This is a genomic window from Corynebacterium crudilactis (assembly GCF_001643015.1).
Classification (GTDB): domain Bacteria; phylum Actinomycetota; class Actinomycetes; order Mycobacteriales; family Mycobacteriaceae; genus Corynebacterium; species Corynebacterium crudilactis.
The window spans coordinates 1,834,041-1,855,946 of the sequence record NZ_CP015622.1 but is presented as its reverse complement, the minus strand read 5'-3'; the positions used below and the strand labels follow the sequence as shown (position 1 = coordinate 1,855,946).

The following is a 21,906-nucleotide window of genomic DNA, read 5'->3' as shown; positions in this document are numbered from 1 at the left end:
CTGCAAGAGAATATGGATTATCCGGTGCTCGTTTCCTGAGCTCGAGGCAGCAGGCGTACACTATTTATTTACGTACAATGTGTACCCACGCTTTCTTGTAAGAAACAAGAAGGGTTACGCCCCAAGGGTCTGCCAAAAATATGGCCAACACTTGCGCACAAGTGATGGTGATCATTTATCAGGTGGCGCCTTGTAGGGGTGTTCGGCAGACAACTCGCGGAGATAAAAGGAAGTTGAACATGTCAGATTCCCCGAAGAACGCACCGAAGATTACCGATGAGGCTGATGTAGTACTCATTGGTGCCGGTATTATGAGCTCCACGCTGGGCGCAATGTTGCGTCAGCTGGAACCAAACTGGTCACAAATCGTCTTCGAGCGTTTGGATGGACCGGCTCAGGAGTCGTCCTCCCCGTGGAACAACGCAGGCACTGGACACTCTGCTCTTTGTGAGCTGAACTACACGCCAGAGGTCAATGGCAAGGTTGAAATTGCTAAGGCTGTTGGAATTAATGAAAAATTCCAGGTTTCCCGCCAGTTCTGGTCCCATCTTGTTGACGAAGGTGTGCTTTCCGATCCGAGCGAGTTCATCAACGCTGTTCCTCACGTGGCTTTTGGCCAGGGAGAAGACCAGGTCCGCTATATCAAGGCTCGTTATGAAGCGTTGAAGGACCACCCACTTTTCCAGGGCATGACTTACGCTGACGATGAAGCAACCTTCACCGAAAAGCTGCCTTTGATGGCTAAGGGCCGTGACTTTAGTGATCCAGTTGCTATCTCTTGGATCGATGAAGGCACTGATATCAACTATGGTGCACAGACCAAGCAGTACCTTGCTGCCGCTGAAGTTGAGGGCACTGATATTCGCTACGGCCACGAGGTCAAGAGCATCAAGGCTGATGGCGCAAAGTGGATCGTGACCGTCAAGAACGTGCACACCGGTGATACCAAGACTGTGAAGGCTAACTTCGTCTTCGTTGGTGCTGGCGGATACGCACTTGATTTGCTGCGCAGCGCAGGCATTCCACAGGTCAAGGGCTTTGCTGGTTTCCCAGTATCTGGTCTGTGGCTTCGTTGCACCAATGAAGAGCTAATCGAGCAGCATGCAGCCAAGGTGTATGGCAAGGCATCTGTTGGTGCCCCACCAATGTCTGTTCCTCACTTGGATACTCGCATCATTGATGGCGAGAAGGGCCTGCTGTTTGGACCTTACGGCGGCTGGACTCCTAAGTTCCTCAAGGAAGGTTCTTACCTGGATCTGTTCAAGTCGATCCGTCCAGATAACATCCCTTCCTACCTTGGTGTTGCAGCTCAGGAATTTGATCTGACCAAGTACCTTGTCACTGAAGTTCTGAAGAATCAGGACAAGCGCATGGACGCACTTCGTGAGTACATGCCAGAGGCAGAAAACGGCGATTGGGAAACCATCGTTGCAGGCCAGCGCGTGCAGGTTATTAAGCCTGTTGGATTCCCTAAGATGGGTTCCCTCGAGTTCGGTACTACTTTGATCAACAATTCCGAAGGCACCATCGCAGGTCTGCTTGGCGCATCACCAGGAGCATCCATCGCACCTTCTGCAATGCTTGAGCTGATTGAGCGTTGCTTCGGTGATCGTATGATCGAGTGGGGCGACAAGCTGCAGGAAATGATTCCTTCCTATGGCAAGAAGCTCACCAATGAGCCAGCATTGTTTGCTCAGGAATGGGAGCGTTCCCAGAAGACCCTGAAGCTTGAGGAAGCATAAAATCTTCTAGAAGCTGTTAAAGGCACCCTTCATTCGCGATAGCGGCGCATGAAGGGTGCCTTTGTATTTGTGGGGCATGTAGATCCCCATGAGCGGTGAAAAGCGACGGAGTAGTGTCCTTGAATTGGATACCGTATCCCTTCTGAACTGCGGATATTTTTGCTGACAATAGGGTGTCGTCCCCCTTGTTCTATCCTTGAGTTATGCAAAAATTTACTCCAAGCATCTGGTGCCAAGGCACTGCAGATGAAGCAGCAGAATTCTATGTCAACGCCTTTTCTCAGTTCCCAGGTGGTGCAGAAATTCTCACCACAGTGCAGTATCCAGATAGTGGATTACTGGATTTCCAAAAGCATTTAGCCGGGCAGACACTCACGGTTGATATGGCCGTTGCCGGTTTTAAAATTGTGCTGATTAATGCAGGAGAAGAGTTTTCTCCCAACCCAGCTATCAGTTTTATGCTGAATTTTGATGCTGTAAGAGATCCCTAAGCGATAGCTCACCTCGATGCTGTGTGGGCTGCACTTAATGTAGATGGAAAAGTATTGATGCCGCTGCAGTCCTACCCATTCTCGGAGTATTACGGGTGGGTTCAGGACAAATTTGGAGTGTCATGGCAGCTGATACTGAGCCGCCCAGAGGAAAATCCTGGCCCTGCAGTAATTACGTCCTTGATGTTTGGTGGGGCAGCCCAAAACCAAGCAGTACCAGCTCAGGAATACTATGTTGGGATTTTTCCACATTCCAAGTTGGGGGATCGTGCACCTTATGGTCAACAAACGGGACCTGCAACAGCTGACGCCGTCATGTTTTCACAATTTCAATTGGATGGTCAGTGGATTTTTGCCATGGATTCCGGCGTTACCCAGGATTTCACCTTCAATGAGGGTATTTCCTTGATTTATGAAGCGCATGGTCAGCAGGAATTAGATGCCATGTGGGCTGCATTATCAGCTGTTCCAGAGGCCGAAGCCTGTGGTTGGCTGAAAGATAAATTCGGTGTGAGTTGGCAGATTATACCGGATAATTTGGGAGAATTAATGAGTAAACCTGGCGCATATGAAAAGCTCATGGGGATGAAAAAGATCAATATTGCCGAGTTTTAAAAAGACAAGCATGCTTATCGGCGCCCGCCTGCGTCCCGAGGGAGCCCGCGCGGAGTTAGGTGCCACAAAAGGTCATATAATCCTCTTCAAAACCATCGGGACTTGGGCCATGAAGTTCTGCTGATCCGGCATCAGGATTAAAAGGATCGCATACGGCTGCAAGCAGTTCGTGGAATGCGTTGAAGTCTCCTTCTACTGCCTGGCTTAAGGCTGCTTCCACCAAGTGATTGCGGGGGATGAAGATCGGATTGACGGTACGCATGGCTTCGATATCGGGATCCAAAGTTTTCCAGGTGTGTGCAAAGAATTCAAAGCCAGCTGGCGGAGCAGTGTTGTCGGTGAGGCAGCGCAGCAGAGTCGTGATATCTGGGTTGTATTGGTAGAGAAGTTGACGGAAATGAGCGATCACCTCGGATTCGGCAGGATCAATGCCCAGTGCAGCAGCAAATTCTTGTGCTATTGCCTGCTCGCAGAGGGAATCAAATTCACTGAGTGCTTCTTGTGCTGCAGTCATACCTTCATCTGGGGTATCTCCCAGTAGTGGGATGAGGGTTTCTACGAGTCGGGTCATATTCCAGCCCAGAATTACAGGTTGGTTGTCAAATTTATAGCGACTGTAATTATCGATGGAACTGAATTTTGCATCGCCGCGATAACGTTCCATAAAGGCACAGGGGCCATAATCTATCGTTTCGCCAGAAATAAGTGTGTTGTCTGTATTCAAAGCACCGTGGACAAAACCTAATCTGGTCCATTTGCCCACTGTTGTGGCTTGTCGGCGCAGAATTGCTCTAAACAGGGATACGTATAATTCCGGGGTGGGATTGTCTAAACCTGCTGCGAGTTCAGGGAAATTCCTGATGATGGCGTAATTAGCTAAGTCTTGTGAGAGGTCTACACCGCCAGCAATATTTGAGTATTGGAAAGAACCAACGCGAATGTGGCTGGTGGCAACTCGAACCAAGATAGCTCCGGGAGAAACCGTGCCTCGTTGAATTTTCCTACCCGTAGTAAGCACGGCTAATGCGCGGGTAGTGGGGACTCCCAGGGAGTGCATGGCTTCAGAGACAAGATATTCACGCAAGACTGGACCGAGAATGGAGCGTCCGTCTGCTCCTCTAGAAAAAGGGGTTCTTCCGGAGCCTTTGAGGTGAATATCGCGCAGCACTCCATCGGCTGAGCGCGCTTCACCAAGAAGGAGGGCACGTCCATCGCCAAGACTTGCCACAAATTGACCAAATTGGTGGCCGGAATAGGCTTGCGCAACAGCTTTGGTGAGGGGCTGTGGATTTAAACCGACTAAGAACTGAATGCCTGCTTCACTGCGCAACCACTGGGGGTCAAGACCTAAGCGATGGGCAAGCTCCTCATTGAGGATCACTAGTTGTGGATCGGGTGCGTCTTCGCCGTGCCACGGCGCGGCCATTGCAGGGAGGGCCGAAGCGAAGTGAGCTTCAAGCTTAAAAGGCGCAGTAGGGGAGTATTCGGGGCTTGTCGTACTCATGGTTTTTAAGCCTAGTGTTCTCACCTGCTTAATTGTTAGGACTAGGATAAATTGCCATGATGATAACCCCAGAAAACACGCCAGTTATTCAACCAGTCTCCTTAATCGGTGGAGGTCCTGGGGCGTGGGACTTAATTACTGTGCGTGGCATGAATCGCCTTCAGGAAGCAGATGTCATTCTGGCCGATCACTTAGGTCCTACAGCTGAGTTGGAAAAGTTATGCGATATCAGTGAAAAGACGGTGGTGGATGTTTCCAAGCTTCCTTATGGGCGCCAGGTTACTCAGGAACGTACCAATGAGATGCTTGTTGAATATGCTCAGCAGGGGCTAAAAGTGGTGCGCCTTAAGGGTGGGGATCCGTATGTGTTTGGCCGTGGTTTTGAGGAATTGGAATTTTTGGCAGAGCACGGCATTGTCTGTGAGGTTATTCCCGGTGTGACAAGTGCGGTGTCTGTTCCTGCAGCTGTTGGCATTCCGATTACTAATCGGGGAGTGGTGCATTCCTTCACAGTTGTATCTGGGCACCTTCCTCCTGGTCATGCGAAGTCTTTGGTTAATTGGGCGGCCTTGGCACAATCAGGTGGTACGTTGTCGGTGATTATGGGAGTGAAAAATGCTGGGTTGATTGCGCAAGCTCTCATGACTGGTGGCCTAGATGCTGACACCCCTGCTGCTGTGATTCAGGAAGGAACGACGGAAGCACAGCGATCTGTCAGGTGCACGCTCGGTAGTTTGGGTGAGACGATGGTGCGTGAAGATATCAAGCCTCCTGCAGTTTTTGTGATCGGACAAGTAGCAGGACTGTAAGAAGCATAATGGGGGTAGTCTGCGGACCTTTTCGTGCAATAGTCCTGTATCGCCTTACGTAGGCCACTAAGGTATCCCTTTTATGGATGTGCCTGATCACACCAATGAATTTTATTGATAAGAGTTACTAGAAGGGTTGTCATGTCTTCACAAAAGGCGATTCGTTATCCGTTTTCTGCGGTCGTGGGTCAAGATGAATTGCGGCTTGCCCTGATTCTCACCGCTATTTCCCCGCGTATTGGTGGTGTGGTCATTCGTGGTGAGAAGGGCACTGCGAAAACCACAACGGTGCGCGCTTTTGCCGGACTGCTGGGCGATGCTCCTTTGGTGAACTTGCCACTTGGTTCAACTGAAGACCGCGTAGTGGGTTCCCTCAATATGGAAACTGTGCTCACCACCGGCCGGGCGGAATACCAGCCAGGTTTGCTTGCACAGGCGGATGGTGGCGTGCTGTATGTCGATGAGGTCAACTTGTTGGCTGATCACTTGGTTGATGCCCTTCTGGATGCCGCAGCTAGTGGGCGCGTGAGCATTGAACGCGATGGAATTTCGCATTCTTCACCAGCAAACTTCGTGCTGGTCGGCACCATGAACCCGGAGGAAGGTGAGCTGCGCCCACAGCTGCTGGATCGTTTTGGTCTCGCCGTAGACGTTGCTGCCTCTACTAATCCGGACGTGCGTGTGGAGATCATTCGTCGACGCCTCGCATTCGAAAGTGCCCCAGAGCAGTTCATGGAGCAGTGGGCTGTGCAGGATGAGGAAACCTCGAACCGCATTGGTGCAGCGAAGGATCTACTGCCAGGTGTGGAGCTTCCTGATCTGATTCTTTCGCAGATCGCATGGCTGTGTGCTCGCATTGAAGTTGATGGCATGCGCGCTGACCTCGTGATCACTCGTACCGCCTTGGCACATGCTGCCTGGGCAGGTCGCACAGTTGTCACCGAAGAAGATGTAGAGATCGCCGCACGCCTAGCATTGCCACATAGAAGGCGTCGCAATCCTTTTGATGCGCCAGAGATGGAAGAGCGCAAGCTGCAGGAAACTCTGCAAGAGGCCCGCAACTTCTACAAAGATAATGAAGATACCGGTCCTGCCGCCAAGGTTACCGATGTAGAAACCGGTGCCGAAGCTCTTGTTGATTCGGATAAACCTACGGAAGAAGATGGACTGCAGGGCACGGCTCAGGCCAAGGCCCAAACGACTGGAAAGGTAGGTACTGCCGGAACCGGCGATCCCTTTCGCGCCTAGGTATCTGCAACTAGCCGGCATGGGGGAGGAGGAATCCACCCCGGGTAGGCGTTCTAAGGCCTATTCCCGCCAAGGCGCTGATGTGCGTCCCAAACAGGGCGGACATGGCATCAACTTGGTTGGCACCTTGATGGCTGCCACCGAACGTGGCGCCAATATTGTGGAAGGCGTGGTGGATTTCCGACCATCTGACCTCCGCGGATCCTTGCGCCGCGGCCGGGAAGCCAACCTCATCGTCTTTGTCGTGGACACCTCAGGTTCCATGGCTGCACGCTCGCGGGTGCGTGCGGTCACCGGAACCATCACGTCCATGCTTAACGACGCCTACCAGCGCCGCGACAAGGTTGCGGTTATCGCGGTCAACGGTAACAAACCCACACTGGTGCTCAGCCCGACAAATTCTGTGGAGCAAGCTCAACAGAAATTAAAGGATATGCCCATGGGTGGACGCACCCCGCTGGCTGAAGGATTACTCATGGCCAAAGACCTCATGGCCAGGGAACGCCGCAAGGAACCAGGCCGACGCGCCATTTTGATGGTGATGACCGATGGCCAAGACACCTCCGAAGCAGGCGAAGCAGGAATCGTCACCGCAGCGGAAACCGTGGTGAAATCACGACTCTCTGGCAATGTTGTCATCGATTGCGAAGGCCGACTCAAAGTACGCAAAGAACGCGCCGGGGTCTTGGCTGAAATGCTCGGTGGCATTTGCGTGAGGTTGCGTGACCTTAATTCCGAGCACATCAAAATGGTTATTAACGCCTAAACCACCAGCGTGAGGGTTTCTTTGTGGTGGGGGTTATCTTCCACCACAAGGCCCGCTGCTTGGGCAATGGCCATGACATCGGCAGCATCGTGGGCTTCTTCGGGGGAAAGTGCCAGCACACGGGCTAGTTCGCCTTTGTAATGTTTATTGAAATGGCTGACCACTTTGCGGGAGCCATCTTCTAGGACAGATTCCACACGCACCGTGACAGCATCTTTGACCCGACCCAACTGTTGGTAGGTCCCGCTGCGCAGATCAACAACCAGCTGGTTGACGTCGATAAGCGTCTCGCTGATCACGCTGCCCCAACGCGCTTTCATCGTTGGGCACTCGCCGTTGTGGGAGGGCAGTTTAGTGCCGCCGGACAGGCGGTAATGCGGAATCGGATCGGTTGCACGCACGATGCCGAAAAGCGCTGAGCCGATGGCAAGACGCTCAAGTGCTTTCTCCGGAAGCGTGGCCGCATCAAGCGCATCGTAGAGCACGCCTGAGTAGCGGAAAATAGCTGGCATGGTCGGACTTGTTTCCAAGACACGATTGGCTTCTGCTTCCGGGCGCAGCTTTTCCGAAATGTTCAAAACCTTCAGTGCCTCATTTACCTCCAAAGTTTGCAGGTCAGAAAGGATTTCCTGGCGAGCATCGTTAAGTTTTGGAAAACTTAAGCGCTGGAAATCCAGTGGCTTTTCCGCCCCGCCAGGGGTCTTGGTTTCAGAAGGTGGCAACACAATAAGCATGCATGAGAGGATACTTTAAATGCCCGCTCACATTTTGAAGGGGGCTGGGCGATCGAAACCAAAATGAGAGGGTATATTTGTCACTCATGATCACACGTCTTTCCACGCTGTTTTTGCGCACCCTGCGCGAAGACCCTGCAGATGCAGAAGTTCCAAGCCACAAGCTGCTCGTTCGTGCAGGATATATCCGTCGCGTTGCCCCGGGTGTTTATTCCTGGTTGCCACTCGGCTTGCGCGCTTTGCGCAAGATTGAAGCTGTTGTGCGCGAGGAAATGGACGCGATCGGTGGACAGGAACTGCTGTTCCCGGCACTGCTCCCACGCGAGCCATATGAAACCACCCAGCGTTGGACAGAATACGGCGATTCACTCTTCCGCCTCAAGGACCGCAAGGGTGCTGATTACCTGCTCGGCCCAACCCATGAGGAAATGTTCGCCGCAACGGTAAAGGATCTGTACAACTCCTATAAGGACTTCCCAGTCACCTTGTACCAGGTACAGACCAAGTACCGCGATGAAGAGCGCCCACGCGCTGGCGTTCTTCGTGGCCGTGAGTTCGTGATGAAGGATTCCTACTCCTTCGACATGTCCGATGCCGGTTTGGAAACCTCTTATGCCAACCACCGCGCCGCCTACCAACGTATTTTTGATCGCCTTGGTGTGGAATACGCCATCTGCCAGGCAACCTCTGGCGCCATGGGCGGTTCTGCATCTGAGGAATTCCTCGCTGTTGCTGAAAACGGCGAAGACACCTTCGTGCGCTCCACCTCCGGTAACTACGCTGCCAACGTTGAAGCAGTTGTGACCCAGCCAGGCGTTGAGCGTGACATCGAAGGTCTGCCAGAAGCCGTAACCCACGAAACCCCAGTCTCTGAAACCATCGACGCGTTGGTTGAGTGGGCTAACTCCATCGACGTCAAAATCGATGGACGCGACGTCACTGCAGCTGACACCCTCAAGTGCATCGTGGTGAAGGTACGCCAACCAGGCGAAGAAGAAGCAGAACTCACCGGTATCCTGGTCCCAGGTGACCGCGAAGTAGATATGAAGCGCCTCGAGGCATCACTTGAGCCAGCTGAAGTTGAACTTGCTGTGGAATCTGATTTCGCCAAGAACCCATTCCTGGTCAAGGGCTACGTCGGACCAGTTGGTCTGGCTAAGAACGGCGTGAAGGTCCTTGCTGATCCTCGCGTTGTCACCGGTACCTCCTGGATCACTGGCGCCGATGAAAAGGAACGCCACGTGATCGGCCTTGTTGCCGGCCGCGATTTCACTCCAGATGGCTTCATCGAAGCAGCAGAAATCAAGGAAGGTGACCCAGCTCCAGAAGGCGAGGGCACCTTGACCCTTGCTCGTGGCATCGAAATTGGCCACATCTTCCAGCTGGGACGCAAGTACACCGAAGCTTTCGATGTGCAGATCCTGGACGAAAACGGCAAGCGCGCCATCCCAACCATGGGCTCTTACGGCCTGGGTATCACCCGCTTGCTTGCGGTCCTCGCAGAGCAGCGCCACGACGAGGCCGGCCTGACCTGGTCCGTTGAAGTTGCGCCGTACCAGGTGCACGTCGTTGCAGCGAACAAGGATGCCGCAGCAATCGAGGCAGCCGAGCGCTTTGCCACCGAGCTGTCTGCAGCGGGCTTGGAAGTGCTTTTCGACGACCGTCCAAAGGTCAGCCCAGGCGTGAAGTTTAAGGATGCTGAACTTCTCGGCATGCCTTTCGCTTTGATCCTTGGCCGTGGCTACGCCGAAGGCAAGGTTGAACTCCGTGTCCGCGGTGGCGAAAAGTCCGATCTCGATGCAGATCAGGCTGTTGCACAGATCGTGGAAATGGTTGCACAAGCTCGCAACTAGTTCTTCTGAAGAAATAACTGCTGCCCCTAGTTCAAGATTGAGTTCTTGAACTAGGGGCAGCAGTGTTTTTAGTGCAGAATGATGGCAGGCTACACCAGGTTTTCTCCAGTTCCGAGTTCAATGCCCAAACCAGGAACAGCGTTGATCAGATCACGAGTGTACTGCTGCTGTGGATCATTGAAGATATCGTCTGTGCGACCCTTTTCAATGATCCGGCCCTTTTGCATCACCACAACATCATCAGCGGTTTGTCGCACAACTGCCAGGTCGTGTGTGATGAACAAGTAAGTCAGATCTAATTCTTGCTGGAGCTCTGCAAGAAGACGAAGGATCTGGTTTTGTACCAGCACATCTAGTGCAGATACGGCCTCATCCAGCACGATCACTTCTGGGTTCAACGCCAAGGCACGGGCAATGGCGATGCGTTGGCGCTGACCGCCGGAAAGCTCATTGGGGTAGCGCCTCATGGTGGAACGAGGCATAGACACCATGTCTAGCAGCTCTGCAACACGTGCTTCTCTAGCCTTGCGGTCTCCGCCAACCTTGTGGATTGTCAGGGGTTCTTCAATGCATCGGTAGATGGAATACATCGGGTCGAGGGAACCGTAGGGGTTTTGGAAGACCACCTGCAGCTTGCGCCGCATTTGGAAGATTTCCTTGTTGCTCAAAGAAGTAAGGTCGGTGCCGTTGTACAGCACCTGTCCACTGGTTGGCTCCAGGAGATTAAGCACCATGTTGGCCACGGTGGATTTACCGGAACCGGATTCACCAACGAGGGCAGTGGTGGTGCCTTTTCGCACGAAGAAGGAGACATCATCAACGGCCTTGAGCTTTTTCTTATCGCCACGAGAGCCACGAATATCGAACTCACGGGTGAGGTTTTTTACCTCGATAACTTTTTCTTGGCTTTTTGGAGTCTCATTGGCGGTGGAAGCCAAAAGCTCCGAGGATTCAATGCCGTGTTCTTGTGCACTTTGAATACGTGCAGAAGCAAGCGATGGTGCAGCCTTCACCAAACGTTGGGTATAAGGATGCTGTGGGTTACGCAGAATCTTCAGTGATGGCCCTGATTCCACAATGCGTCCACGGTGCATCACTACTAGGTGCTCTGCACGCTCAGCTGCAAGACCCAGGTCGTGGGTAATAAACAGCACTGCGGTGCCGAGATCCTTGGTGAGTGTTTCCAAGTGATCAAGGATCTGGCGCTGCACGGTGACGTCGAGTGCTGAAGTTGGTTCATCAGCAATGAGCAGCTTGGGACGCGCTGCGAGACCAATAGCAATCAGAGCACGCTGGCGCATACCGCCGGAGAACTCATGTGGGTATTGCTTTGCACGACGCTCTGCATCTGGCAGGCCCGCCTCGGCGAGTACCTCAGCAACGCGCTTATCCATCTCAGAATTTGGTACGACATTATTCGCACGCAAAGATTCTTTGACCTGGGTACCAATGCGCCACACCGGGTTGAGGTTGGTCATTGGATCCTGGGGGACAAGACCGATCTCAGAACCGCGATACTTTTCCATCTGCTTGTTGCTCAAGCCGGTGATATCTTGCCCATCGAAGGTGATGGAGCCTTCGGTGACCTTGCCGGTGCCAGGGAGCAGGCCAATGATGGACATTGCGGTGGTGGATTTACCGGAGCCAGATTCGCCCACGATCGCTACTGATTGACCAGGGTAAATGGTCAAGTTTGCGCCGCGTACAGCATCAACCACACCAGTGGAAGAGGTGAAGGAGATCTTGAGATCCTTCAATTCGAGCAGTGGTTGCTCGCCCGCGTGGTTGGTGGGGGTTGGTGAGGTGTTGTTGGTCATCGCTTCCTCGACTTAGGATCCAGAGCGTCGCGGACGACATCGCCCATCATGATGAAGCTCAAAACGGTTAGTGCAAGTGCCATTGCAGGGTAGAACAGCACCATTGGTTGGGTACGAAGAGAAGTCTGTGCCTTCGCGATATCAGCACCCCAAGAAATAATTGAGGGTGGTAGACCAATACCCAGGAAGGACAGCGTTGCTTCCGCAACAATGAATGTTCCCAGTGCCACGGTGGCGTAAACAATGATCGGTGCTGCTGCATTAGGCATGATGTGAGAAAGCAACATCTTTGCTCTGGAGGCACCAAGTGCGCGTGCAGAGGTGACGTATTCTTCGTTCTTTGCGGTCATCACTGCACCGCGTGTAATGCGGGCGATATTGGTCCAGCCGAAGAGGCCAAGGACCAAGACCACAGTGATGATGGTGCGGTGTTCTTTGAACATCTGCATGACAACGATGGCTGCGAGAACCAGTGGAATAGCGAAGAACATATCGGTGATGCGGGACAAGATGGTGTCCATGATGCCGCCGAAGAATCCTGCCAACGCACCAAACACAGTGCCGATGAGGACAACGAGCAAAGTAGTGAACACACCTACGGCTACGGAAGCACGGGCACCGTAGACAGTGCGGGCGAAAATATCGCAGCCCTGGCGGTCGAATCCGAAGGGGTGTCCAGCCTGTGGGCCATCCAGTGAATTAGCCAGCACACAGTACTGCGGATCCGTGGAGGTAAACAGCTGGGGGAGAGCTGCCAGCAGCAATGCCAAGAGGATCAGGGTTGCAGAGACCCAGAAGAGTGGGCGTCGGCGCAGATCACGCCAGGCTTCGCCCCACATGGAGGTTGGTGCAGAATCGTCAGCTACTGCATCTACGGCACCAAGTCCGGTTTCATCAGTAGCTGCGATGAAGTGTTCCTGCCCTGGACGTACCAGTGCTTCGCCTCGTCCTTGTGGGAAGAAGTGAGCCTGATCTGAAGTTTGATCGTCTTGGCCCAAGGAGTGGTTGATGTGAAATTCATTATTAGGCATAGCGGATCCTCGGATCGAGAACGGCGTAGATCAAGTCCACGAGAAGATTGGCAACGATGTAGACAATCACCAGCACGGTCACAATGGAGACAACTGTGGTGGGTTCACCTTTCAAAATGGCCTGGTATAGCGTGCCACCGACACCGTTGATGCCGAAGATGCCTTCTGTGACAATCGCACCACCCATCAAAGCTCCCAAGTCAGCTCCGAGGAAGGTAGCAACCGGGATCAGTGAGTTGCGCAGGACATGGCGGTTCATCACGCTGAATCCGGACATGCCCTTAGCTCGGGCGGTGCGGACATAGTCTGCGCGGAGGTTTTCGCTCACGGATTGTCTGGTTAGTCGAAGCACATAAGCGAAGGAGACTGCACCCAAGACGATGGCTGGCATCAGCAGGGCCTTGATCGAGGTATTGGAACCTACGGTGACAGGGAGCAATCCCCATTTCACGCCGATGAGGAACTGCATGACGAAACCGATAACGAAGGTTGGAACTGCAATGACTAGCAGGGAGAGGATCAGCACGGTGGAGTCGAAGATACCGCCGCGGCGAATACCTGCGATCACGCCGAAGATGATGCCGAGCACTGATTCAAAGATCAATGCCATAAGGGCAAGTTTGATGGTGACTGGGAAGGCCCTGGCCATGACATCAAGAACTGGCTGGCCTGAGAAAGTGGTTCCGAAGTCAAGGACGAAAATGCCCTTGATATAGAGGAAATATTGAACGAGGAATGGTTTATCAAGATTGTATTCTTGACGGATTTTCTCGGCCGCGGCCTCGGTTAGTCCGCGGTCACCTCCCAATGCCTGGACTGGGTCGCCAGGCATGAGGAACACGAGGGCGTAAATCAGCAGGGTTGCTCCGAAAAAGACCGGAATCATTTGGAGCAATCGTCGCCCGACGTAACGAAGCATGAGCGTGGGTGTCCTTGCTTGCTGGGGAATGGATGGTTGAGATACAGGGCGCCCTGTGGAATTGAATAAGGACGCAAGGATGAAGTTGTAGGTAAGGCGAGAAGTTTTAAGTGGAAAGGCCCAGGTGTGTGGACAACCTTGACCTGGGCCTTTCTCGTACTAGCTCTTAATGGAGCGAGGAGGGTTCTGCGAAGCTACTAGTTCTTGGTGATCTGGTAGTAGGCAGGCTGTGAGTCCCACTGGAACTCCACATCATTAACGTTTGCGGAGTATCCACCGACAGCGTTTTGGTACCAGGTTGGGATCGCTGGGAGATCCTTGAGCAGGATTTCCTGTGCCTGGTTGTACAACGGAGTTGCAGCCTCAATATCAGCTGCATTTGCTGCTTCGGTGAGCTTTGCATCGAAATCAGGGTTGGAGTAATCGCCATCGTTGGATCCTGCACCAGTGCCGTACAAAGGTCCGAGGAAGTTGCCCAAGGATGGGTAGTCTGCCTGCCAGCCAGTACGGAATGCGCCCTTGATGGTGCGGTTTGTTACATCATCGCGTAGGGACTTGAAATCTGGGTATGGGTTGCCAATCGCATCGATACCGAGGGTGTTGCGGATGGAGTTTGCTGTTGCATCAGCCCACGCTTGGTGGCCGCCGTCAGCGTTGTAGGAAATGGTGAATTCACCAGACCATGGGCTGATCTCATCAGCCTGTGCCCATAGCTGCTTTGCGCGCTCTGGATCGTAGGTGAGGACATCTGCACCCTCGAGAGAATCAGAGTGTCCATCGATGACCGGGGAGGTGAAGTCAGTTGCAGGTGTGCGAGTGCCTTCGAAGATGGTCTGGGTGATTTCTTCACGGTTGACGGACAATGAAATTGCCTGGCGGCGCAGCGCACCTTCTTCGCCGGAGAAGTGTTCGAGGCGCTCCGGGATGGTGAAGGACTGGAAAACAGCAGAAGCCTGATTGATGGATCGACCAGCAAGCTCATCTTCGTAGGATGCGAAAGCAGAGTCAGGGATCGTATCAAGCACGTCGAGGTTATCGGAGAGAAGATCGGCGTAGGCAGCATCGAAGGTTGGGTAGAAGATGAACTTCACACCGTCGTTTTGTGCTGCACGTCCACCGGAATAGTCCTCATTAGGAACCATGGTGGCGTCTTGGTTGTGGTTCCATTCAGCGAGTTTGTATGGGCCGTTGCCCACTGGGTTCTCGCCGAATGCTGCCATATCTTCCAGGGCGGAGTCTGGCAATGGGAAGAATGCGGTGTATCCCAGGCGCAGTGGGAAATCGGATTCTGCCTGAGTTAGTTCCACGGTGAAGGTGGTGTCATCGACAACCTTCAGTCCTTCCATGGATTCCACGCCTTCTTCGTATCCGAGGATGGATTCAAAGAAATAAGCAGACAGGGTGGAATTAGCAACGTTGTAGTTCCATGCATTGACGAAGCTGTCAGCTGTAACAGGTGTGCCATCAGTGAAGGTTTGATCATCCTTGATGGTGATGCGATAAGTCTTTTCGCCTTCGAGCTCGATGGATTCTGCAACATCGTTGACTGGGGAGCCGTCAACATCGTAGTAGACCAGACCAGCGAAAAGGCTATCGACGATGCGGCCGCCTCCGACCTCGTTGGTGTTTCCGGGTACGAGCGGGTTCTGTGGCTCGGTTCCGTTGACGAGGACATAGTTGTCGCCACCGCCTTCTCCACCTGAAGAAGAGCTGTCAGACGAGGAGTCTGACGAGCAGGCAGCAAGGCTTAGGACAAGTGCAGCCGCTGTGGTTACAGCAAGAGACTTCTTCAAAGTCATGATTGACCTCCGTTGTTTATGAATATTCCCTGGGTTTCTCAACCGAGTGGAATCCGGTGATTGAAATACTATGTGCGACATGGATCACAGCCAAACCAGTACGGAGACCTGCGTCCTATATTTTTGTGGGCGAAAATTAACTAAAAAGCAAGCATTTTCTTAGCGAGCTGGGAGTTTGTGTCAATTTTGCAATTTTTCCCTATAGGCTGACAGAAATTAATGGGGTGAATCGTTACCTCTAATACCCCCGAAAGAGTGTGAGGGGGTGGGTGTGCTGGCGAAAGCTTTGGTGAAAACGATTGCGCACTTTCAGTGCGGAAAGCGTGATGAAAGCTGCCAGAAATAAAAAAAGCCGTGTAAATTACACGGCTAAAAGTAAATTATGCAAAGTCCTTAACCGGGGATTTTTGTGTGCAGCATTCTAAACACACCTAGGGGGCGTCGATAAGCGTGAATTCGCGCGCAGTGTCGCCGGCGATCTGGGCACATATGACACGCCAGGCGTCTGTCGTTGCAGCGCTTGCAGCTGCATGCCACGCCTGGACCATGCTGTCCTCGATGGCTCGAATGGCGCTGCGTGCTGAGGCCTCGTCTGAAGGTGCGGGGATGTCACTGTCATAACCAGGTTCTGCGACTTCGCTGTTTTCTGGTGCGCTGGCAAGTTGTAATAGGGCTGCTCGCTCGGCATGGTTGTCAATCGCATCTTCCACGACATCGCGTTCCGTCGCGGGGAGGTAGGCCAGAGCAACCCCTAGGGCCCAGGAGGCGGAATATTCGCGGGCAGCCAGCTCCTGGGCGGTAGCTAATTCCTCAGTGCTGAGCGTGAGATCAGTCGGAATGGATACCTGTGATTTTTGCGTAAACCGGGATTCTTCGATGTAGTGATCTATAGCCAGTGGAATGGATTCGCGGGGCATATTAGCTAAATTATCCAGGATCAAGGCCTGACTATCGCTGAGGTACTTCTCTGCATTATCTGTCGGAATGGCGGCAATATCGGGCACAGCAACCGTGCATGATTCCGGTAGCGTGCCTTCATCATCAAAGCCACAGACGCGGTGAATCTCTGCCAGTAGTTCATCAGCATGTTCCGCACGCAATGCGGACAATTCCGGCTGGGCCTGTGACAACGCCTGAGCATCAGAAAGTGCATCCTGATACATCGTGGTCAAAGTTTCATTCGGATTTGGGGAAGGGGTGCACGCCACCAAAGAGGCAGAAAGAAGTGAAACACTAAGGACAATAGGGATACGCCAACGCATGAGTTTACAGTGTAATGGCCTAGTGGAATTAGTCGGCAGGTTATCCTTATCTTTATGGCATTTCCAACCACAGAATCTTTGACAGAGCTCATCGAGCCTCTCGTTGCATCCCACAAATTTGATCTTGAAGAATTAAAAGTCAACAAAGCAGGACCAAAATCGGCAGTCTCCATCAAAGTAGATTCAGATTCCCGTCCAGATCTTGACCATCTTGAAATCCTGAGCAAGGAAGTTGGAGAGCTTTTCGACGCCGCCGAGCAGCGCGGTGACCTTAACTTTGGAGCGGGCTACACGCTCGAAGTGTCCACGCCGGGCGTGGACAACCCACTGACAAAGCCGCGCCACTGGCGCAGAAACCGTAGCCGTTTGGTTGCGCTTGATTATGATGGCACAACGCGCGTAGCACGCATCGGAGCACTTAACGACGCTGAAACAGCCGTCGTTTTAATCGAAAGAAACAAAAAGTTGCTCGAGGTCACAGTCCTAGAATTAGCAGAATCACCCCGTGCAGTGGTAGAAATTGAATTCGCTAAACCTGCGCAGGAAGAGCTGTCCCTCGCAGAAAGCACATTCGACGAAGCCACCGCGTAAAGAGTACGTGGTGGAAGCTTGAGAGGAAGACAAGTGAATATTGATGTCCAGGCTTTAAAGGCCATTGAGTCCGAAAAGGGTATCCCCGTCAAGGACTTGCTGCGCACCATTGCCTCCGCACTTTTGCACTCCTACTTGGACAACCGCGAAGCCGGAGCACCTACGAACCAGCGATCACGCGTGGACATCGATTCCGCAACCGGTTCAGTAGCTGTCATTGTTTCTGAATTCGACGAAACAGGCGCACTCACCTCCGAATACGATGACACCCCATCCAACTTTGGCCGTGTCAGCGCTCGCGCTGTCCGCGATGCCATCGTTAAGTCTTTGCGTGAAGCTGAAGCAAGCCGTGCATTCGATGCATACGCAAACTATGAAGGCACCGTTGTTTCCGGCATCGTGCAGGCAGATGCTCGCGCTGCAGAGCGCGGCATTATCATCGTGCAGCTGGGTACTGAAGCTGATAACCAGGATGGTGTTCTTCTTCCTGCGGAGCAGATCCCTGGTGAGAAGCTCAAGCACGGCGATCGTGTGAAGTGCTTTGTTGTTGGTGTTGGCAAGAGCACCACTGACATTCAGATCAACTTGTCCCGTACCCACCCGGAATTGGTTCGTCGTTTGTTCGAACTCGAAATTCCAGAAGTAGCCGATGGCTCTGTAGAAATCGTCGCTATTTCACGTGAAGCTGGCCACCGTTCAAAGGTTGCTGTGCAGGCAAAGTTGAAGAACCTCAACGCAAAGGGCGCATGCATTGGCCCACGTGGACAACGTGTGTCCAACATCATGCGCGAGCTTGGTGGAGAGAAAATCGACATCATTGATTACTCTGATGATCCAGCAACTTTCGTTGGAAATGCGCTGGCTCCATCAAAGGTTGTCAACGTTGAAGTTACTGATGCTGAAGCTCAAACTGCACGCGTAACAGTCCCTGACTACCAGCTTTCCTTGGCTATCGGCAAAGAGGGGCAAAATGCCCGCTTGGCTGCTCGTCTCACCGGCTGGAAGATCGATATTCACTCTGATATCGACTAAGAATTAGATCGACTAGACATGGGGCCGGTGTGATTTCCACACCGGCTCTGTTGTTTTTCACCACCAGAAGTTCTTTTTAATTAGTTGCAGGTTCCAATTTTGGGTCCTCATAGCGTAATATTAGTCAAGGCCCATGTGCGGGCTGTGGAGGACGTGTATTTATATGAAATTCGCGTTAGACACTGAAGTTCTGGTCAAATGAAAAATGGTGAAAGGGTTGAATGCAGCTGATGTTCCATGACGATGCGTTAAATGCTTCATCTGGACAACTTTCTGATCGCACTTCAACCCGAATCCGTACCTGCGTTGCCACACGAGAGCGTAAGCCTGATCGCGAACTGCTTCGTGTGGTGGAATCCCCGGAATTTCCGGGAGTTATCCTTCCAGATCCGAAACGTCGGATGCCTGGAAGGGGAGCATGGTTGACCCCTTCCATCGACGCACTGGACCTTGCTGAACAGCGCCGTGCTTTTGGCCGAGCGCTGAGGGTGTCCACAACCGTGGATGCAGGTCACGTACGCACGTACCTGGCGGAAAACGCCGGACCCGATTTTTGTAAGGAAGACTGAACACTGATGAGCATACGATGAAGCATCAGCGATGAACGTCAATAATTAACGCCAGAGATCAAGGACCCTTTTCGAAAGGCCTTCGATTCTCTGGCAAAAACTAGAGGAGAGAAGTGCCCGGAAAGCTTCGTGTACATGAGCTTGCAAAGCAGCTCGGTATTACCAGCAAGGAACTGCTTGCCACCCTTAAGGATAAGGGCGAGTTTGTTAAAACCGCATCATCTACAATTGAATCCCCAGTTGTAAAGAGGATGCAAGAGCACTACGGCTCGAACGGTGCGGATAAGTCCGACACCGCTGCGAAGCCTGCAGCAGCAAAGCCTGCAGCACCTAAGCCAGGCGCAGCTAAGCCTGCACCAAGCCCAGCTGCTGCAAAGCCAGGCGCTGCGAAACCTGCTGCACCTAAGCCTGCAACCCCAGCAGCTCCAGCTAAGCCAACTGCTGCTGCTGCAAAGCCAGGCGCTGCGAAACCTGCTGCACCTAAGCCTGCAACCCCAGCAGCTCCAGCTAAGCCAACTGCTGCTGCAAAGCCAGCAGTTCCAGCTAAGCCAGCACCTGCTGCAAAGCCAGCATTTTCTGGCCCAACCCCAGGCGATGCTGCTAAGAAGGCAGAGCCAGCAAAGCCAGCTGCTGACGCTGCACGACCAGGTGCAATGCCACGCCCAATGGGCAAGCCTGCTCCAAAGCCAGGCGCACGTGCACCACGTGTAGCAAATAACCCATTCTCCACTGGTGGCGGCGAGCGTCCAGCTCCTCGCCCAGGTGGCGGCCCCCGTCCTGGTGGCGGACCTCGCCCAGGTGGCGCTCCACGCCCACAGGGTGGCGGACGTCCAGGCGGCCGTGATGGCGGCCAGCGTGATGGCGGTCAAGGTAATCGTGGTGGACAGCGCCAAGGCGCTGGCTCCGGCGGACCTCGCCCACAGGGTGGCGCACGCCCACAGGGACAGGGCGGACCTCGCCCGCAGGGTGGCGCTGCACAAGGAACACAGGGTGCACCTTCACAGGAGCGTCAGGGTGGCGGACGTCGTCCATCACCAGCAATGATGCCTCCAACCCCAGGTCAGATGCCTGCTAAGGCACCTGGCAAGGGTGGACGCGGTGGCCAAGCTGGCGGCGGCGCTGGCGGCGGATTCAACCGTGGCGGCGGAACCGGTGGTCCAGGTGGTGCAGGTCGCGGCGGTCGTCGTGGCGGTACCGCAGGTGCATTCGGTCGTCCAGGTGGCGCTCCACGCAGGGGTCGTAAGTCGAAGCGTCAAAAACGCAACGAATACGAATCAATGCAGGCACCAAATGTCATTGGTGGCATTCGTTTGCCAGACGGCAAGGGCGAAACCCTCCGTCTTGCACGCGGTGCTTCACTGTCTGATTTCGCCGATAAGATCGGTGCAGATGCATCGGCATTGGTTCAGGCACTGTTCAACCTTGGCGAAATGGTCACCGCAACTGCTTCCGTTTCTGATGAAACTTTGCAGCTGCTCGGTGAGGAAATGAACTACAAGGTTCAGGTTGTTTCCCCAGAAGATGAGGATCGTGAGCTTCTTCAGAGCTTCGATCTGCAGTTCGGCGAAGATGCAGGCGACCGCGATGACCTTGCTAAGCGTCCTCCTGTGGTTACCGTCATGGGCCACGTTGACCACGGTAAGACTCGTTTGCTGGATACTATCCGTAAGGAAAATGTCGGCTCTGATGAAGCCGGCGGCATTACCCAGGGCATTGGTGCATACCAGGTCAAGGTCAATGTTGAAGACACCGAACGCACCATCACCTTCCTGGATACCCCAGGTCACGAGGCCTTCACCGCCATGCGTGCTCGTGGTGCAAAGTCAACCGATATCGCGGTTCTAGTTGTTGCAGCAGACGACGGCGTTATGCCACAGACTGTTGAAGCAATCAACCACGCTAAGGCTGCAGACGTGCCAATCGTGGTCGCAGTGAACAAGATTGATAAGCCAGAAGCTTCTCCAGAGAAGATCCGTGGTCAGCTGACCGAATACGGATTGGTTCCTGAAGAGTACGGTGGCGACACCATCTTCGTTGACATCTCTGCTAAGCAGGGCCTCCACATCGATGAGCTGCTATCTTCTATCTGCTTGACTGCAGATGCTGAGCTTGACCTTGTTGCGAACCCAGATATGGACGCACAGGGCGTTGCAATTGAAGCTCACCTGGACCGCGGTCGTGGCCCAGTGGCTACTGTTATCGTTCAGCGCGGTACCTTGCGCGTCGGTGACTCCATCGTTGCAGGCGATACCTACGGACGTGTTCGTCGCATGGTCGACGAGTATGGTCGTGACGTTGAAGAAGCTGGTCCATCCCGTCCAGTTCAGGTCCAGGGCCTTAACGGTGTTCCTGGTGCTGGCGACAACCTCTTGGTTGTTGAGGATGACCGCCTCGCACGTCAGATTGCTAACCAGCGCAATGCACGTAAGCGCAATGCCATGGCAGCACGTACCCGCAAGCGCGTCTCCCTCGAGGATCTGGATGCAGTTCTTAAGGAACACAGCACCCTTAACCTTATTCTTAAGGGCGATAATGCTGGTTCCGTGGAAGCACTGGAAGAAGCATTGCTGAAGATTGAGATGGACGATGAAGTCCAGCTCAACATCATCGACCGCGGTGTGGGTGCAGTTACCCAGACCAACGTCACCCTTGCAGCAGCATCCGACGCTGTCATCATTGCTTTCAACGTTCGCGCTGAGGGCAAGGCAACTGAAGAAGCTAACGCAGAAGGCGTAGATGTTCGTTACTACACGATCATTTACCGTGCTATCGAAGAGGTCGAAGCAGCTCTCAAGGGCATGCTCAAGCCAATCTACGAAGAGCGCGTTATCGGACATGCAGAGATCCGTGCGATCTTCAAGGCATCCTCCGTTGGCCTCATCGCAGGTTGCATGGTTGAAGATGGAAAGGTTCGTCGTAACGCAACGATCCGCATTACCCGTGACGGAAACGTCATTGCCGAAAATGCAAAGATCGTCTCCTTGCGTCGCGAAAAGGACGATGCCACCGAAGTCTCTGCAGGCTACGAGTGCGGTATGGTCTTGTCCTACCCAGACATCTCTGTCGATGACAAGATCGAAGTTTATGAAATGGTTGAGGTTCCACGCGAAGCTTAAGCATTAAA

Annotated in this window: 17 protein-coding genes and 1 pseudogene; 11 read left to right on the top strand and 7 right to left on the bottom strand. The window is 53.3% G+C overall.

Translation table 11 applies throughout. The features are described from left to right. The first annotated feature begins 239 nt into the window (after positions 1-239). The 3 genes and pseudogenes from mqo to ccrud_RS15735 all read left to right on the top strand — a co-directional run bounded on the left by mqo (position 240) and on the right by ccrud_RS15735 (position 2,848). Positions 240-1,742, top strand: coding sequence for a malate dehydrogenase (quinone) (mqo, locus tag ccrud_RS08705; protein WP_066566296.1), 1,503 nt, complete (start codon positions 240-242; stop codon positions 1,740-1,742). Between the two features lie 203 nt (positions 1,743-1,945). Beyond that, positions 1,946-2,356: pseudogene (locus ccrud_RS15740) on the top strand (VOC family protein); the annotation flags it as partial. Continuing rightward, positions 2,351-2,848 (top strand): VOC family protein, encoded by a 498-nt coding sequence (locus ccrud_RS15735; RefSeq protein WP_425394217.1) that lies wholly within the window; start codon positions 2,351-2,353, stop codon positions 2,846-2,848. The pseudogene ccrud_RS15740 and the gene ccrud_RS15735, both read left to right, overlap by 6 nt. 55 nt (positions 2,849-2,903) lie before the next feature. Here the strand turns inward: ccrud_RS15735 and ccrud_RS08695 are convergent, their stop codons facing one another. After that, the gene (locus tag ccrud_RS08695; RefSeq protein ID WP_066566293.1) at positions 2,904-4,352 is read right to left on the bottom strand and encodes a protein adenylyltransferase SelO; all 1,449 of its coding nucleotides are present in this window, start codon (positions 4,350-4,352) and stop codon (positions 2,904-2,906) included. A 56-nt stretch (positions 4,353-4,408) separates the two neighbouring features. Between ccrud_RS08695 and cobA the strand changes: the two genes are divergently transcribed. The 3 genes from cobA (at position 4,409) to ccrud_RS08680 (ending at position 7,175) form a co-directional block, all read left to right on the top strand. Further along, positions 4,409-5,161, top strand: coding sequence for a uroporphyrinogen-III C-methyltransferase (gene cobA / locus ccrud_RS08690; protein ID WP_066566291.1), 753 nt, complete (start codon positions 4,409-4,411; stop codon positions 5,159-5,161). A gap of 141 nt (positions 5,162-5,302) precedes the next feature. Continuing rightward, positions 5,303-6,409, top strand: coding sequence for a magnesium chelatase ATPase subunit I (locus tag ccrud_RS08685; protein ID WP_066566290.1), 1,107 nt, complete (start codon positions 5,303-5,305; stop codon positions 6,407-6,409). Positions 6,410-6,428: 19 nt separating this feature from the next. Beyond that, a complete protein-coding gene (locus ccrud_RS08680; protein ID WP_066566287.1) occupies positions 6,429-7,175 on the top strand; it encodes a vWA domain-containing protein in 747 nt (248 codons plus the stop codon). Here the strand turns inward: ccrud_RS08680 and yaaA are convergent. After that, entirely contained in the window at positions 7,172-7,909 is a 738-nt protein-coding gene (gene yaaA, locus ccrud_RS08675; protein WP_066566284.1) for a peroxide stress protein YaaA, read from the bottom strand. The genes ccrud_RS08680 and yaaA overlap by 4 nt on opposite strands. Before the next feature lie 86 nt (positions 7,910-7,995). Here yaaA and ccrud_RS08670 point away from each other — a divergent pair, with 86 nt between their 5' ends. Beyond that, a complete protein-coding gene (locus tag ccrud_RS08670) occupies positions 7,996-9,762 on the top strand; it encodes a proline--tRNA ligase (RefSeq protein ID WP_066566280.1) in 1,767 nt (588 codons plus the stop codon). A gap of 89 nt (positions 9,763-9,851) precedes the next feature. Here the strand turns inward: ccrud_RS08670 and ccrud_RS08665 are convergent, their stop codons facing one another. The 5 genes from ccrud_RS08665 to ccrud_RS08645 all read right to left on the bottom strand — a co-directional run bounded on the left by ccrud_RS08665 (position 9,852) and on the right by ccrud_RS08645 (position 16,590). Continuing rightward, the gene (locus tag ccrud_RS08665; RefSeq protein WP_066566274.1) at positions 9,852-11,579 is read right to left on the bottom strand and encodes an ABC transporter ATP-binding protein; all 1,728 of its coding nucleotides are present in this window, start codon (positions 11,577-11,579) and stop codon (positions 9,852-9,854) included. After that, positions 11,576-12,610 carry an ABC transporter permease gene (locus ccrud_RS08660; RefSeq protein ID WP_066566272.1) on the bottom strand — a complete coding sequence of 345 codons (1,035 nt, stop codon included), beginning with the start codon at positions 12,608-12,610 and terminating at the stop codon, positions 11,576-11,578. The genes ccrud_RS08665 and ccrud_RS08660 overlap by 4 nt, the downstream gene beginning before the upstream one ends. After that, entirely contained in the window at positions 12,603-13,529 is a 927-nt protein-coding gene (locus ccrud_RS08655; RefSeq protein WP_066566270.1) for an ABC transporter permease, read from the bottom strand. Before ccrud_RS08655 ends, ccrud_RS08660 begins: the two co-directional genes overlap by 8 nt. Before the next feature lie 197 nt (positions 13,530-13,726). Beyond that, complete coding sequence (locus tag ccrud_RS08650) at positions 13,727-15,328, bottom strand: peptide ABC transporter substrate-binding protein (protein WP_066566268.1); 1,602 nt, start codon at positions 15,326-15,328, stop codon at positions 13,727-13,729. Positions 15,329-15,759: 431 nt separating this feature from the next. After that, positions 15,760-16,590, bottom strand: coding sequence for a DUF4439 domain-containing protein (locus ccrud_RS08645; protein ID WP_066566265.1), 831 nt, complete (start codon positions 16,588-16,590; stop codon positions 15,760-15,762). A 54-nt stretch (positions 16,591-16,644) separates the two neighbouring features. Here ccrud_RS08645 and rimP point away from each other — a divergent pair, with 54 nt between their 5' ends. The 4 genes from rimP (at position 16,645) to infB (ending at position 21,898) form a co-directional block, all read left to right on the top strand. Next, the gene (rimP, locus tag ccrud_RS08640; RefSeq protein WP_066566257.1) at positions 16,645-17,181 is read left to right on the top strand and encodes a ribosome maturation factor RimP; all 537 of its coding nucleotides are present in this window, start codon (positions 16,645-16,647) and stop codon (positions 17,179-17,181) included. 33 nt (positions 17,182-17,214) lie between these two features. After that, complete coding sequence (nusA, locus tag ccrud_RS08635; protein WP_066566256.1) at positions 17,215-18,213, top strand: transcription termination factor NusA; 999 nt, start codon at positions 17,215-17,217, stop codon at positions 18,211-18,213. Positions 18,214-18,443: 230 nt separating this feature from the next. Continuing rightward, positions 18,444-18,782, top strand: a complete 339-nt coding sequence (locus ccrud_RS08630; RefSeq protein ID WP_066569761.1) for a YlxR family protein — start codon at positions 18,444-18,446, stop codon at positions 18,780-18,782. 113 nt (positions 18,783-18,895) lie between these two features. Further along, the gene (infB, locus tag ccrud_RS08625; protein ID WP_066566255.1) at positions 18,896-21,898 is read left to right on the top strand and encodes a translation initiation factor IF-2; all 3,003 of its coding nucleotides are present in this window, start codon (positions 18,896-18,898) and stop codon (positions 21,896-21,898) included. The last annotated feature ends 8 nt before the right edge of the window (positions 21,899-21,906 follow it).

Excerpts from the sequence above, each read along its gene's own strand:
- mqo (WP_066566296.1), top strand. The coding sequence starts at position 240 with ATGTCAGATTCCCCGAAGAACGCACCGAAGATTACCGATGAGGCTGAT.
- ccrud_RS08695 (WP_066566293.1), bottom strand. The coding sequence starts at position 4,352 with ATGAGTACGACAAGCCCCGAATACTCCCCTACTGCGCCTTTTAAGCTT.
- cobA (WP_066566291.1), top strand. The coding sequence starts at position 4,409 with ATGATGATAACCCCAGAAAACACGCCAGTTATTCAACCAGTCTCCTTA.
- ccrud_RS08685 (WP_066566290.1), top strand. The coding sequence starts at position 5,303 with ATGTCTTCACAAAAGGCGATTCGTTATCCGTTTTCTGCGGTCGTGGGT.
- ccrud_RS08680 (WP_066566287.1), top strand. The coding sequence starts at position 6,429 with ATGGGGGAGGAGGAATCCACCCCGGGTAGGCGTTCTAAGGCCTATTCC.
- yaaA (WP_066566284.1), bottom strand. The coding sequence starts at position 7,909 with ATGCTTATTGTGTTGCCACCTTCTGAAACCAAGACCCCTGGCGGGGCG.
- ccrud_RS08670 (WP_066566280.1), top strand. The coding sequence starts at position 7,996 with ATGATCACACGTCTTTCCACGCTGTTTTTGCGCACCCTGCGCGAAGAC.
- ccrud_RS08665 (WP_066566274.1), bottom strand. The coding sequence starts at position 11,579 with ATGACCAACAACACCTCACCAACCCCCACCAACCACGCGGGCGAGCAA.
- ccrud_RS08660 (WP_066566272.1), bottom strand. The coding sequence starts at position 12,610 with ATGCCTAATAATGAATTTCACATCAACCACTCCTTGGGCCAAGACGAT.
- ccrud_RS08655 (WP_066566270.1), bottom strand. The coding sequence starts at position 13,529 with ATGCTTCGTTACGTCGGGCGACGATTGCTCCAAATGATTCCGGTCTTT.
- ccrud_RS08650 (WP_066566268.1), bottom strand. The coding sequence starts at position 15,328 with ATGACTTTGAAGAAGTCTCTTGCTGTAACCACAGCGGCTGCACTTGTC.
- ccrud_RS08645 (WP_066566265.1), bottom strand. The coding sequence starts at position 16,590 with ATGCGTTGGCGTATCCCTATTGTCCTTAGTGTTTCACTTCTTTCTGCC.
- rimP (WP_066566257.1), top strand. The coding sequence starts at position 16,645 with ATGGCATTTCCAACCACAGAATCTTTGACAGAGCTCATCGAGCCTCTC.
- ccrud_RS08630 (WP_066569761.1), top strand. The coding sequence starts at position 18,444 with ATGTTCCATGACGATGCGTTAAATGCTTCATCTGGACAACTTTCTGAT.